Consider the following 13,797-nt stretch of genomic DNA (forward strand, 5'->3'; position numbering starts at 1 on the left):
ATTTTTGTTTCGAAAGGCCCATTCGCGACTTACGTCGCTCCTACGGCTCTACTTTCGCTCCAGCACCAATAGCGGGTCGATGCGCACATCGAACCGCGCCCACCGGATCTTGATGTGTTGGTGATGACGAACGCGCCGCAGCGCGCGGTGAAGATGAACCGCCGTGAAGGCTATTTCCGCTCCAAAACCAGCAGCGGATCGATGCGCACATCGAACCAATTCATCCCCCAATGCAAATGCGGCCCGGTTGCACGCCCGGTCGCACCGACCGCAGCGATCACTTGGCCTTGCTCGACCCGGTCGCCCACCTTCACGCCAATACGCGAAAGGTGCAGAAAATTGGAGCTGACGCCAAAACCGTGGTCCAGCAGCAGCGTGCCGCCGGTGAGATAGAGATCGGGCGCGGCAAAGGTCACTACACCGGCCGCGGGCGCCTTGACCGGTGTGCCGGCGGGTGCCGCGATATCCATTCCGGAATGTCCCGCACCGGGTTGCCCGTTGTAGACGCGGGCGTTGCCGAAACGGCCGCTGATACGTCCCTGCACCGGCCACACGAAAGGTTTGGCGAAATCGGTGCGGTCGTCGTCGCGTGCTCTGGCGGCGGTCACCAGCGCCTGTTCGCGCTTGATCCTTTCGGCGATGGCCGGCGGCGGGTTAACGGTTTTGGGCGGCACGCCATCGACTTTTTCCTCGGGCCACTGGCGGGGAGTCACCACGATCTGCGCCGCGTCGCGGATTCCATCCGGCCGCTTGATCTCGATTTCCAGCGGCCCGGATTCATCGCGGCCCACGCCGAACACCACCGTGCCATAGCCGCTGACCCGCAGGTCGCGCCCGGCATAGCGCACCTTGCTGCCGGGCGGCACCTTGCCCAGCACCAGTGCGCCTTGCTGCACGCTGGCGGGAAAGACGATCTTCGAGTCCTGCAGCGGATCCTGTTGCGCGGAAACCGAGGAGGGAAGCAAAGCCAGCCAAAGCAACAAAGCGAAAGCCGCCTTCAACGATCGAACTCCAACCGCTGTCCGTTCGGCGTGCCCACCAGGTGCTCGCCATTCCACACCATGCGTCCGTTGACCCAGGTCGCGCCGATGCGCGACTGGAAAGTGGTGCCTTCGAAAGGCGACCAGCCGCACTTCGACAGCACATCCTCACGGCGCACGGTGAACGGGTCGTTCTCCACCAGCACCAAATCGGCCCAGTAGCCTTCACGCAGGTAACCGCGCTCCTTGACGTCGAACAGCTGCGCCGGCGCGTGCGCCACCTTGTTGACGATCTGCGCGACGGTCGATTTCTTTTCGTGCACCAGTTCCAACGCCGCCACCAGCGCGTACTGCACCAGCGGCAAACCGGAAGGCGCTTGCGAATAGGGCCTGGATTTCTCTTCCAGGGTATGCGGCGCGTGGTCGGTGGCCAGCACGTCGATGACGTTGTCGGCCAGCGCGCGGATCAGCGCTTCGCGGTCGCTGGCGTCCTTGATCGCAGGATTGCACTTGATCAGGTTGCCCAGGTGTCCGTAATCGCTGCGGTCGAAGCGCAGGAAGTGGATGCAGGTTTCGGCGGTGATCCGCTTGCGCACGCCGTCGCTGCGCACCAGCGGGCCGGCCTGGAACAGCGCCAGCTCGTCGGCGGTGGAGATATGCAGCACGTGCAGACGGGTGTCGTGCTTGCGCGCGAGCGACAGCGCAAGCCGCGTGGACTTGATGCAGGCCTCGCGCGAGCGGATGTCCGGATGGCACTCCACCGGAATGTCTTCGCCATAGCGCACCTTGAACAACGCCAGGTTGGCGTCGATGGTCGGTGTGTCTTCGCAGTGGGTGATGATGGGGGTGGGCGCTTCGCGGAAGATGGCGTCCAGCGTGTCCGGATTGTCGACCAGCATGTTGCCGGTAGAGGCCCCCATGAACACCTTGATGCCCGGCGCAGTCTTGGGGTCCAGCGTGCGCACCGCTTCCAGATTGTCGTTGCTGGCGCCCAGGTAGAAGCCGAAGTTGCTCCAGGCGCGGCCCGCGGCGCTCTGGTACTTGGCTTGCAGCGCGTCGGCATCCAGGGTGGGCGGATTGGTGTTGGGCATGTCCATGAAAGTGGTCAGCCCGCCGGCCGCCGCCGCCGCCGATTCGCTGGCGATGTCGCCTTTGTGGGTCAGGCCGGGTTCACGGAAATGCACCTGGTCGTCGATCATCCCCGGCAACAACCAGCGCCCGCCGGCCTCGATCACCTGATCGCCGGGTTGCGCGCTGAGCTGTCCGCCCACGTGAGTGATGCGGCCGTTGGCGAAACGCAGGTCGCCGTCGAACTCGCGACCTTCGTTGACCAGACGGGCGTTGACTATCAAGGTGCCGGGCATCAAGGGGTTCCTGTGGACGGGGAAGGGTGGACGGGTTTTTCGGGCACTGGATCGTGCCCTCCCGGGTGGAAGGGATGGCAGCGGCCGACGCGCCGCAAGGCCAGCCAACTGCCCTTCAGCGGACCGAAGCGACCGATGGCCTGCATCGCATATTCCGAGCAACTGGGCGCAAAGCGGCAGCGCGGCCCCAAGAGCGGACTGATGAAGCGCTTGTAAAACCGCAGGATGAGGATGAGGAAACGGCCGACCATGTCCCGATGATATGCGAGTTGGGTGAATGCGTGGTTGCCGCACCTCGCCGGGTAGGCTATAAAGACGCCCCCTTCCCGGGCCCGGGAAGTTGAAGGAAGCGCTTTTCGTGGCTGCAAAGAAACCTGCGAAGAAGGCCGCCAAGCCGGCCAAGAAACCCGCCAAGCCCGTCGCCAAGAAGCCTGTCGCCAAGCCGGTTGCGGCCAAGAAACCGGCTGCCAAGCCGGTTGCCAAGAACGCGCCCGCCAAGAAGCCGGTGACCAAGCCGGTTGCCAAGAAAGCCGCAGCCAAGCCGGCCGTCGCCAAGAAGGCAGCCCCGGTCAAGAAGGCTGCAGCCAAAAAGGCGCCCGTCGCCAAGAAAGTCGCACCGGCCAAGAAGCCGGTAGCGCAGAAGCCCGCAGCCAAGGCTGCTGCGAAGCCCGCGGCCGCCAAACCTGCCGCTCCCTCCAAGTCCTCCGTCAAATCCGTACCGAAGCCGGCCGCCAAGCCGGTTACGGCCAAAGCGACTCCTGCCAAGACCGCCCCCCCGGCCGCTGGCCGTGCCGAAGCGCCAGTTCCCAAGGCTGCTGCAACCCCGGCACCGGCGCCAGCCGTCCAACCGACTCCCACAAAAACCGTGCCTTCCCCCAAAACCTCCAAAAACGCAAAATCCGCTGCCGCCGTTCCGGCCCCCGTCGCCAAGGCCCCCATCCCGCGTCCCGTGGGCAAGGTGGCCGTTGCCGTGGTTTCCAAACCCTCGGCCACGCCCGCACCGCGCGGCAAGGTCAGGGTGGTGCCCTACAAGACCGATGAAGCTACCGGCCGTCCTCTCATTCCCGATGGCTACAGGCCGGCGGCGGACGAGGAATACATGAGCACGCTGCAGCTGGAGTATTTCCGCCAGCGGCTGCTCACCTGGCGCGCCGATCTGGTCGAAGAATCCAAGCAGACCATCGAGAATCTGAAGGACGAAGTGCGCGACGTGGGCGATGAAGCAGAGCGCGCCACCCGCGAAACGGAAAATTCGCTGGAACTGCGCACCCGCGACCGCTACCGCAAGCTGATCGGCAAGATCGACAGTACGCTCAAGCGCCTGGATGGCGGGGACTACGGTTATTGCGCCGATACGGGCGAGGAAATCGGCCTGGAGCGCCTGGAAGCGCGTCTGACCGCCGAGCGCACCATCGATGCGCAGGAACGTTGGGAGCACTTGCAGAAGCAGCAGGGCGACTGAGGTTTCGGCGCTTGCCGCACAGTCAAAAAAGCCCCGCATCGCGGGGCTTTTTTTCTGCCGTCATCCCAGCGCAAGCTGGGATCCATCTTGATCTTGTTCTTTGCTCTTCCTTCAAAGCAAAGCGTTTCGCGCGTTGCGCGAGTCACTTTTCTTTGAACGGCAAAGAAAAGTAACCAAAAGAAAGCCGCCCTAACGTCGCGCCCCACGATAAAGCCGTGGGGTCCGCAAGCAGGCCGGGAATTTCCGTAAGACACATCCTGTGTCTACGGAAACGGCGCACATCCCTGTGCGCCGCCCCTGCGGGGTTTTACCCGGCCTGCTTGCCGCGTCTCACGGGGTAATGAAGCTGAAAACAAGAGCCGAACGCATCCTTCATTCCCCCTCGGCCTGAAAACCAACCTTCTTATGCGAGCCATCGCAATAAGGCTTGTTCTGCGAATGTCCGCAGCGGCAAAGCCAGGTTTCGCTGACGCGGTTGATCGTGTGGCCGGTGCCGCTGACGATTTCCAGATTGCCGCTTACTTTCAGCGGTCCGTTGAGTTGCGGCGCCACTTCAAGCGTGCCCGCGCGTGCGGCTAATGCCTCGGAAGGTTCGATCGCCGGTTCGCCGGTAGCCAGGAAACCGCCTTCGACATGGCTGTTGTCGCAATAGGGTTTATTCTTCGACAGGCCGCACCGGCACAAGGTCGCGCGTAAGCCTTGATCTTCGCCGGCGATAAGCAACGGCGCGTTGAAGGCCAGCGGTCCGTCTTCGCGTATGCGTACCGTGTTGACTAGCGGCGGCGGTTCTTCATTCTGCCCATCGAGGCGTTCGTAGCGGATCGCGCCGGAAGGGCAGAGGCGGGCGGTGAGCGCCACTTCATCGGCGGAAACGGCGTCGGGATGGATCCATTCGCCTTCCACGTTGGGGACGAACACGTCCGGATGGGTCAACACGCAATTGCGCGAGTGGATGCAGCGTGCGCCGTCGAAATGGATGACGACCTGCTTGCCGCGAACGGTTTCGGTACCCATGGCATGACTCGGCTTTGGGGGAAGGGCTTAAGTCTACGCCCGCAGTTGCCGCGGACTACTGCAGGTCCTGCAGATCCAGCCGCCGCAGCTTCGGCGCCTTCCATGCGGTGACGCCCACCACGGCCAGGGTCATGCAGCCGCCGAATATCACCGAGGGCACCAGCCCCAGCAGCTTTGCCGCCAGCCCCGACTCGAACGCGCCCAGTTCGTTGGAAGATCCGATGAAGATGCCGTTGATGGAAGAAACCCGGCCGCGCATTTCGTCCGGCGTGGCCAGCTGCAGGATGGTCGAGCGCAGCACCACCGACACGCCATCGCACATGCCCGAAAGCGCCAGCATCATCACCGACAACCAGAACTCGCGCGACACCGCGAAGCCGATGATGCACAAACCGAAGCCAGCGACCGCATACAGCAGCAGGCGTCCTGCGTTGCGTTTGGGCGGATGCCGCGCCAGCCACAGGCCCACCAGCACCGCGCCGGCGGCCGGCGCAGCGCGCAGGACGCCCAGCGCTTCGGGACCGTAGTGCAGGATGTCGTGGATGAAGGCCGGCAGCAGCGCCACCGCGCCGCCGAACAGTACGGAGAACATGTCCAGCGCCTGCGCGCCCAGCACGACCTGATTGTTGAACACGAAACGCAGGCCTTCGCCGATGCTCTTGAAGATGGGCGCGCGTTCCGGCGGGGCGGGCGGCTCGGTGACGCGCAGGGAAACGATCGCGATCGCTGCGGCGGCGGCGAAACCGGCGGCGACCAGATAAGCCAGCGTATTGCCGCCCCAAGCCACCAGCAATCCGCCCATGGCCGGGCCCAGCACCAGGCCCGTCTGCATCACTACGCTGCCTATGCCCGCACCGCGCGCGTATTGCTCGCGCGGCAGCACGCGCGCGAACAGCGCCGTGTACACCGGCGCCAGGAAAGCGCGCACCACGCCATTGACGGCGATGGCGGCATAGATGGTGAGGGTGCCGAAGGAAGGAATGCGTCCGCTGGCCACGCCCGCCAGGGTCAGCGTGGTCAACAGCAAGCCCAGGCAGGCGTACATGCCCAGCCTGCGCCGGCGCATGTGGTCGACCGCATAGCCGGCGAACAGAGCGAAGCAGAAGTAAGGGATGACCTCGGTCAGCCCGATCAAACCCAGGGCCAATGCATCGCGAGTGATCTGATAGATATGCCAGCCTACGGTCACCGCCACGATCTGGTAGGACAGCATCGCCAGCAGGCGGTACACCAGCAAGCCGATGAAGCCACGGTTGCGCAGGGGTGAGTCGTGCCCGGGCGAAGCGGGCATCGTGGCGGCCTCGCTCATGCGTGGTTTCGCGCGGTGTCCTGAATGAAGGCCAGAATCGCGGCCAGCCCGTTGCTGCGTGTCGGCGACAGATGCTTGGCCAGGCCGATGTCGGCGATGTAATCCGGCTGCGTCGCCAGGATCTCGGTAGCCGAGCGGCCGGAGTACACGCGCAGCGCCAGGTAGATCAGGCCCGAGACGATGGCCGAATCGCTGATGGCATTGAAGTCCAGCCGCTGCGCGTCGCCTTGCGGCACGATCCAGACCAGCGACTGGCAACCCAGTAGGCGATTTTCTTCCGTCTTCCACTCCTCAGGGAAAGCCGGCAGCTTGCGCCCCAGGTCGATCAGGTACTGGTAGCGCTCGGACCAGTCGCCGAAGAAGCCGAACTCTTCCTTGATGGCGAGCTGGGCTTCGGCGGGGGTGGATTCGAGGGGGAAGATACTTGTGTTCACCGACAGTACTCAGAGATTCGTCGTCCCCGCGAAGGCGGGGATCCAGCGACTTTCGCTCTCATTGGCACCAGAGCAGAGGCAAAGTCGCTGGGTTCCCGCCTTCGCGGGAATGACGGTGATAGAAATCAACCACGCTTCCAGCGTACGCCCTGCGCCGTGTCTTCCAGCAAAACGCCTTCAGCGGCCAACTGGTCGCGGATGGCGTCGGAGCGCGCGAAATCGCGGTTGCTCTTGGCGGCGTTGCGTTCGTCGATGAGCGACTGGATGCGCGCATCGTCATCGCCGGAAGCGCCGCGACCGAACCAGTCCGCCGCTTGCTGCTGCAACAGGCCTAGTGCCAGGCCCGCGCCAAGCAACTCCGACTTCAGGAGTGCCTTGTCCTCGGACGTGACCGCCTTGCGCGCTTCGCCGGCGATGCGCGACAGTTCGGCGAGCGCTTGCGGAGTATTCAGGTCGTCGTCCAGGGCGGCTTCCACAACGGCCGGAATCCCGACCTCGGCCTGGACGTCTGCCAGGTCGCGCAAAGTCCCATACAGCCGGTCCAGCGTGCGCACCGATTGTTCGATCAAGCTGTCGGACCATTCCAGCGGCTGCCGGTAATGCGCGGAAAGAAGCGCATAACGAAGCGCTTCCGGCGGATGCTGCTTCAGCAGCTCATGCACGCGCTCCACATTGCCCACCGACTTGGACATTTTGGCGCCGCCGAAATTCAGCATGCCGTTGTGCACCCAGAAACGGGCGAAGATCCTGCCGCCGTGGGCGCATTCGCTCTGTGCGATCTCGTTTTCGTGGTGCGGAAACTGCAGATCCACGCCGCCGGCATGGATGTCGATGGTTTCGCCGAAGATCGCCTCGATCATCGCCGAGCATTCGATATGCCAACCCGGGCGGCCCCGGCCCCACGGCGATTCCCAGCCGGGAAGATCGTCGCTGGAAGGCTTCCACAGCACGAAATCGCCGGGATCGTGTTTGTAGGGAGCCACTTCCACCCGTGCGCCGGCCAGCATTTCCTCGGGATCGCGGCGGGAAAGCTTGCCGTAGTCCGGGAAGGTGGCCACCGCGAACAGCACATGGCCTTCAGCGGCGTAGGCATGGCCGGCCTCGATCAGGCGCTCGATCATGGCGATGATGTGGGGCACATGGGCGGTCGCTTCGGGCTGCAGGTCCTGCGGCACCACACCCAGACCGGCCATGTCCTCGCGGTAGGCCGCCGCGTATTTGTCGGTGATGGTGGAAATCGGCACCCCGAGTTCCTTCGCCGCCGCATTGATCTTGTCGTCTATGTCGGTGATGTTGCGCGCGTAGCGCAGGCCGCCGAAGCGGCGGCGGAGCAGGGCGGCCAGCACTCCGAACACCACCGGCCCGCGCGCATTGCCGATATGCACGTAGTTGTAGACCGTTGGCCCGCACAGGTACATGGTGGGGCAGGCCGGATCCATAGGCACGAAGGTTTCGACCTGTCGTGTCAGGTTGTTGTGCAGTCGCAGGGTCATCGGTATCGGAGCAAGTGGGGTAGCAGGACGATTCTACCGGCCCACCCCTGGCTTCGACAGCATCGATTCAGCCCCTCTCAAGGCGCGGTCCCTACACTGGCCTCCGGGATTCCAGTCAAGCGGCCTAATGCACCTGTATCGCCACACCTTACTCGGGTTCTGCCTTTCCGCCTTTGCAGCTGCGCCGGCCATGGCCCAGGACGCCCCGCCGCTCACGGTGCTTCCAGTGGAAAACGTGCGCCTGGACTATGCCCAGGTGCTGGCGGTCGAGCCCGTTTACCAGACTCTGCGTGCCTCGCGCACCGAGATGCGTTGCGAAGAGATACAGGCCCCCAAGCCCGCGCCGCCCCAGGACGAAGGCCGCTGGTCGAAGATCATGGACTCGGTGAAAGGCGTATTCACCCGCGACCCGGAACCTGCACCCAAGACCGAACCGGCCAAGCCCAGCTGCCGCATGGTGCCGGTGGAGCGCGAATTCCGCCGTCCCATCGCCTATGACGTCGATTACGTCTACAAGGGCTTCAAATACCGCTCGCGCCTGGCCGAGGACCCCGGCAACCGGTTGCGGATCCGGGTTTCTGTGATGCCGTACGTACCCGGCCAGAACCTCGCCACGCCTTGAGTCTTGCGCCAGAGCACCCTGCATGCGAGGATGCGGGCCCATGAAGATGAACACCCACCTGCACGCATGCGCCGCCCGGATGGCCTCGGGAATGACGTCTCGTGCCCGCCGACCGGAACCGCTTATCTAGCTGGGTCGCCGGACGTTACTGCTTGTTCAACCGGAACCCAGCCTGACGCTGGGTTTTTTCGTTTCTGGATCCTTAGGAAGTCGCAATGAAGCCGGATGCAATCAAACATTTCTTGAATACGCAGGACTGGTCGCGTGCCGAATTGGACGCTCTGCTGACGCAGGCGGCGCTGTACAAGCGGCACAAGCTGGGCGACGCTCTGAAGGGCAAGTCCATTGCCTTGGTGTTCTTCAACCCGTCCATGCGCACCCGCACCAGTTTCGAGCTGGGCGCTTTCCAACTGGGCGGCCATGCCGTGGTGCTGCAGCCCGGCAAGGATGCCTGGCCTATCGAATTCAATCTGGGCACGGTGATGGACGGCGACACCGAGGAGCACATCGCCGAGGTCGCCCGCGTGCTGGGCCGCTACGTGGACCTGATCGGCGTGCGCGCCTTCCCGAAGTTCGTCGACTGGTCCTACGACCGCCAGGACATCGTGCTGAAGAGCTTCGCCAAGTATTCGCCGGTGCCGGTGATCAACATGGAGACCATCACCCACCCGTGCCAGGAGCTGGCGCACGTGATGGCCCTGCAGGAACATTTCGGCACTCATGACCTGCGCGGCAAGAAGTACGTGCTGACCTGGACCTACCACCCCAAGGCGCTGAACACCGCCGTGGCCAACTCGGCCCTGACCATCGCCACCCGCATGGGCATGGACGTGACTTTGCTGTGCCCCACGCCCGAGTACGTGCTGGACGAACGCTACATGGGCTGGGCCGAACAGAACGTGGCCGAAAACGGCGGCTCGCTGCGCGTCAGCCACGACACCGACAGCGCCTATGCCGGCGCCGATGTCGTCTACGCAAAGAGCTGGGGTGCGTTGCCGTACTTCGGCAACTGGGAGCCGGAGAAACCCATCCGCGACCAGTACAAGCACTTCATCGTCGACGAACGCAAGATGGCGCTGACCAACAACGGCATCTTCAGCCATTGCCTGCCGCTGCGCCGGAACGTCAAAGCCACCGACGCCGTCATGGATTCGCCGCAATGCATCGCTATCAATGAGGCGGAGAACCGCCTGCATGTGCAGAAGGCCATCATGGCCGCGCTGGTGAGCGCCCGGGATTAGGGATTCGGGATTGGTGATTCGCACCCGCACCCTACGCCTTCAAATTTCATCTATAGAGAGTTACCCCTCATGTCGCAACAGCCTGCTTCAAATCCCGAATCCCGAATCCCGAATCCCGGTCCCAAAGACATCGTTCTCGCCTTCTCCGGCGGCCTGGATACCAGTTTCTGCATTCCGTACCTGCAGGAGCGGGGCTGGGCCGTGCACACCGTATTCGCAGACACCGGCGGCGTGGATGCCGAAGAGCGCGCCTACATCGAACAGCGCGCCGCCGAACTGGGCGCCGCCAGCCACGTCACCGTCGATGGCGGTCCCGCCATCTGGGAAGGCTTCGTCAAGCCGTTCGTGTGGGCGGGCGAGGGTTATCAGGGCCAGTATCCCTTGCTCGTGTCCGACCGTTATCTCATCGTCGACGCCGCGCTGGCGCGCGCCAAGGAGCTCGGCACCAACGCCATCGCCCACGGCTGCACCGGCATGGGCAACGACCAGGTGCGTTTCGATCTGGCGGTGAAGGCTTCCGGCGACTATCTGATCGTCGCGCCCATCCGCGAAATCCAGAAAGAGCACACCCAGACCCGCGCTTACGAGCAGGAGTATCTGGAAGCGCGCGGCTTCGGCGTGCGCGCCAAGCAGAAGGCCTACACCATCAACGAGAACCTGCTGGGCGTGACCCTGTCCGGCGGCGAGATCGACAAGTGGGAAGCCCCGGGCGAAGGTGCGCGCGGCTGGTGCGCGCCGCGCAGCGAATGGCCGGAGCAGGCGTTGAAGGTCACGATCGGCTTCAAGAACGGCGAGGCGGTGACGCTGGACGGGCAGCCGATGGAAGGCGCCAAGCTGCTGGCGAAATTGAACAGCCTGTTCGCGCACTATGGCGTCGGCCGCGGCATGTACACCGGCGACACCACCATCGGCCTGAAGGGCCGCATCGTGTACGAAGCGCCGGGTTTGATCTCGCTGCTGGCCGCGCATCGCGCGCTGGAAGAGGCCGTGCTGACCAAGCAGCAGAACCGCTTCAAGCCGGAAGTGGCGCGCAAGTGGGTGGAAGTGGTGTACGAAGGTTTCTACCACGATCCCATCAAGACCGACCTTGAGGCTTTCCTGGCATCGTCGCAGGCCACGGTCAATGGCGAAGTGGTGCTGGAAACCCGTGGCGGCCGCGTCGATGCGGTGGCGGTGAAGTCGCCGCACTTGCTGCACGCCAAGGGCGCCACCTATGCGCAGTCGGCCGACTGGGGCGTGGAGGAGGCGGAAGGCTTCATCAAGCTGTTCGGGATGAGCTCGACGCTGTGGGCTGAAATCAACCGTTGACGACATCAGCGAGCACGACGCCGTCATCCCAGCGCAAGCTGGGATCCATTTTGACTTTGCCGTGGCCAGCAGGTCGAAGTGCAATAGCAAGAGCAAATGGATTCCAGCTTGCGCTGGAATGACGAACGAAGGTTTACCGATAACAGGCACAACTCCCGAATGCTGAACTCCGTTCTCAAACACCTCGAAGCGCTGGTGTCCCACGACACCCGCAATCCGCCGCGCGCCATCACCACGGGCGGTATCTTCGACTATATCCGTGCGCACTTGCCTGACTTCCAGGTCGAGGTCGTGGACCACGGCGCCGGCGCGGTTTCGCTGTTCGCGGTGCGCGGACAGCCCAGGCGCTTGTTCAATGTGCATCTCGATACGGTGCCTTCGTCTCCTGCCTGGACGGCCGATCCGCTGAAACTGCGTGTCGTCGGCGACCGCGCCATCGGTCTGGGCGCCTGCGACATCAAGGGCGCCGCAGCTGCGTTGATCGCGGTGGCCCAGGTCACCGAAGGCGATGCGGCTTTCCTGTTCAGCAGCGACGAAGAAGCCAACGATCCGCGCTGCATCGCCGCGTTCCTGGCGCGCGACCACGGTTTCACCGAAGCCATCATCGCTGAGCCCACCCAAGGCCAGGCCGTGCTTGCCCATCGCGGCATCAGCGCGGTTCGCATGGCGTTCAAGGGCCAGGCCGGGCATGCGTCGGCGGAGAACGCGCTGTCCCTCAGCGCCGTGCACAACGCCATGCGCTGGGGCACCTCGGCGCTGGATTTCGTGCAGTCCCAGCACCACCTCCGCTTCGGCGGGTTGACCGGTTTGCGTTTCAACATCGGCCGGGTCGAAGGCGGGATCAAGGCCAACATGATTGCGCCCAGCGCCGAAGTGCGCTTCGGTTTCCGTCCGCTGCCTTCGCAGGACCCGGAAGTATTGCATGCGAGTTTCCGCGAGCTGGCCAATGCCGACGCTTTGGCCGAGTACGAAGAGACCTTCAGCGGACCATCGCTGCCTTCGGGCGACGTGGCGCGCGCAGAAGAACGACGGCTTGCGGCGCGCGACCTGGCAGACGAACTGGGCCTGCCGGTCGGCAACGCCGTCGATTTCTGGACCGAGGCCTCGCTGTTCTCCGCCGCCGGCTTGACCGCGCTGGTGTACGGGCCGGGCGACATCGCCCAGGCGCATACCGCCGACGAATGGGTGTCGCTCGAACAACTTCAACATTACGCCGCCACGGTGCAGCGCATTTTCGGAACCGAATAGAACAATGGAATCGCACAAACAGACCCGGCAGACCATCATCCGCCTGCTGTCCAGTATGGCCAGCGCGAAGGAGATCTCGCAGTATGTCAAGCGTTTTTCGCAGCTCGACGCCAAACGCTTCGCCGTGGTCAAGGTGGGCGGCGCGGTGCTGCGCGACGACCTGGAAGCGCTGACTTCGTCGCTGTCGTTCCTGCAGGAAGTAGGGCTTACGCCCATCGTTGTGCATGGCGCAGGTCCGCAGCTGGATGAGGAAATGACTGCGGCCGGCATCGTCAAGCAGACCGTCGATGGACTGCGCGTGACCACGCCGGAAGTGCTGGCCATCGTGCGCAAGGTGTTCCTGCAGCAGAATCTGGCGCTGGTGGAAGCGTTGCAGGAATCGGGGGCGCGCGCGACTTCGATCGTTTCGGGCGTATTCGAAGCCGAATACAAGGACCAGCAGACCTACGGCCTGGTCGGCGAAGTGAAGCGCATCAACCAGTCGCCGATCGAAGCCAGCCTCAAAGCCGGCTCCATTCCGGTCATCGCCAGCCTGGGCGAGACGGTGGGCGGGCAGATCCTCAACATCAACGCCGATTTCGCCGCCAACGAACTGGTGCAGGTGCTGCAGCCCTACAAGATCATCTTCCTCACCGGCACCGGCGGCTTGCTGGACGACAAGGGCGCGGTGATCGACTCGATCAACCTGTCCACCGAGTACGACGAGCTGATGGCGCAGCCGTGGATCAACGGCGGCATGCGGGTGAAGATCGAGCAGATCAAGGATCTGCTGGACAAGCTGCCGTTGACTTCGTCGGTATCGATCACCAAGCCGGCGGAATTGGCCAAGGAGCTGTTCACCCACCGGGGTTCGGGCACCCTGGTGCGCCGCGGCGAGCGCGTGCTGCGCTTCGATTCGTGGGAAGGGGTGGATCTCGAACGGATGCGCGTGCTGATCGAATCCAGCTTCGGCCGCAAACTGGTCGCGGACTATTTCGAAAAGACCACGCCATACCGTATCTACATCAGTGAGAACTACCGCACCGCACTGATCCTCACCCGTGAGGAAGGCTTCGCCTACCTGGACAAGTTCGCCGTGCTGGACGACGCCCAGGGCGAAGGCCTGGGCCGCGCGGTCTGGCATGTGATGCGCGAGGAGAATCCGCAGCTGTTCTGGCGCTCGCGCCACAACAACCAGGTCAATATCTTCTACTACGCCGAATCCGACGGCTGCTACAAACAGGAGAAGTGGAAGGTGTTCTGGTACGGCATCGAGGATTTCGCCGACATCGAGCGCTGCGTGGCGCATTGCCGCACGCGCGTGCCCACGCTGGTGGATTGAG

Annotated in this window: 13 protein-coding genes; 6 read left to right on the forward strand and 7 right to left on the reverse strand. The window is 63.8% G+C overall.

Going from position 1 to position 13,797, the window contains the following annotated elements:
• Window positions 1–170 precede the first annotated feature (170 nt).
• Genes BLR66_RS01185 through yidD form a run of 3 tightly spaced genes read right to left on the reverse strand, consistent with a single transcriptional unit; the run spans window position 171 to window position 2,595 of the window.
• The gene (locus BLR66_RS01185; RefSeq protein WP_255402366.1) at window positions 171–983 is read right to left on the reverse strand and encodes a M23 family metallopeptidase; all 813 of its coding nucleotides are present in this window, start codon (window positions 981–983) and stop codon (window positions 171–173) included.
• Between the two features lie 14 nt (window positions 984–997).
• On the reverse strand, window positions 998–2,344 hold the full coding sequence (locus BLR66_RS01190; protein WP_093279812.1) for a dihydroorotase: 1,347 nt from the start codon (window positions 2,342–2,344) through the stop codon (window positions 998–1,000).
• A complete protein-coding gene (gene yidD, locus BLR66_RS01195; protein WP_093279813.1) occupies window positions 2,344–2,595 on the reverse strand; it encodes a membrane protein insertion efficiency factor YidD in 252 nt (83 codons plus the stop codon). The genes BLR66_RS01190 and yidD overlap by 1 nt, the downstream gene beginning before the upstream one ends.
• A gap of 107 nt (window positions 2,596–2,702) precedes the next feature.
• Between yidD and dksA the strand changes: the two genes are divergently transcribed.
• A complete protein-coding gene (gene dksA, locus BLR66_RS01200) occupies window positions 2,703–3,806 on the forward strand; it encodes an RNA polymerase-binding protein DksA (RefSeq protein WP_093284131.1) in 1,104 nt (367 codons plus the stop codon).
• Window positions 3,807–4,178: 372 nt separating this feature from the next.
• Here the strand turns inward: dksA and BLR66_RS01205 are convergent, their stop codons facing one another.
• From BLR66_RS01205 to cysS, 4 genes are all read right to left on the reverse strand, one after another.
• Window positions 4,179–4,820 carry a CDGSH iron-sulfur domain-containing protein gene (locus tag BLR66_RS01205; protein ID WP_093279814.1) on the reverse strand — a complete coding sequence of 214 codons (642 nt, stop codon included), beginning with the start codon at window positions 4,818–4,820 and terminating at the stop codon, window positions 4,179–4,181.
• 55 nt (window positions 4,821–4,875) lie between these two features.
• Window positions 4,876–6,111 carry an MFS transporter gene (locus tag BLR66_RS01210; protein WP_093284135.1) on the reverse strand — a complete coding sequence of 412 codons (1,236 nt, stop codon included), beginning with the start codon at window positions 6,109–6,111 and terminating at the stop codon, window positions 4,876–4,878.
• 14 nt (window positions 6,112–6,125) lie between these two features.
• The gene (locus BLR66_RS01215) at window positions 6,126–6,563 is read right to left on the reverse strand and encodes a SufE family protein (protein WP_093279815.1); all 438 of its coding nucleotides are present in this window, start codon (window positions 6,561–6,563) and stop codon (window positions 6,126–6,128) included.
• Window positions 6,564–6,688: 125 nt separating this feature from the next.
• Complete coding sequence (gene cysS, locus BLR66_RS01220; RefSeq protein WP_093279816.1) at window positions 6,689–8,056, reverse strand: cysteine--tRNA ligase; 1,368 nt, start codon at window positions 8,054–8,056, stop codon at window positions 6,689–6,691.
• A gap of 190 nt (window positions 8,057–8,246) precedes the next feature.
• Between cysS and BLR66_RS01225 the strand changes: the two genes are divergently transcribed.
• The 5 genes from BLR66_RS01225 (at window position 8,247) to BLR66_RS01245 (ending at window position 13,796) form a co-directional block, all read left to right on the forward strand.
• Window positions 8,247–8,678, forward strand: a complete 432-nt coding sequence (locus BLR66_RS01225; RefSeq protein ID WP_176943718.1) for a glycine zipper 2TM domain-containing protein — start codon at window positions 8,247–8,249, stop codon at window positions 8,676–8,678.
• Between the two features lie 215 nt (window positions 8,679–8,893).
• Complete coding sequence (locus tag BLR66_RS01230) at window positions 8,894–9,919, forward strand: N-acetylornithine carbamoyltransferase (RefSeq protein ID WP_093279818.1); 1,026 nt, start codon at window positions 8,894–8,896, stop codon at window positions 9,917–9,919.
• Between the two features lie 69 nt (window positions 9,920–9,988).
• The gene (locus BLR66_RS01235) at window positions 9,989–11,227 is read left to right on the forward strand and encodes an argininosuccinate synthase (protein ID WP_093279819.1); all 1,239 of its coding nucleotides are present in this window, start codon (window positions 9,989–9,991) and stop codon (window positions 11,225–11,227) included.
• 159 nt (window positions 11,228–11,386) lie between these two features.
• On the forward strand, window positions 11,387–12,475 hold the full coding sequence (locus BLR66_RS01240) for an acetylornithine deacetylase (protein WP_093279820.1): 1,089 nt from the start codon (window positions 11,387–11,389) through the stop codon (window positions 12,473–12,475).
• A 4-nt stretch (window positions 12,476–12,479) separates the two neighbouring features.
• The gene (locus tag BLR66_RS01245) at window positions 12,480–13,796 is read left to right on the forward strand and encodes an acetylglutamate kinase (RefSeq protein ID WP_093279821.1); all 1,317 of its coding nucleotides are present in this window, start codon (window positions 12,480–12,482) and stop codon (window positions 13,794–13,796) included.
• Window position 13,797: the final 1 nt, after the last annotated feature.

The organism is Pseudoxanthomonas sp. CF125 (genome assembly GCF_900104085.1).
Classification (GTDB): Bacteria; Pseudomonadota; Gammaproteobacteria; order Xanthomonadales; family Xanthomonadaceae; genus Pseudoxanthomonas_A.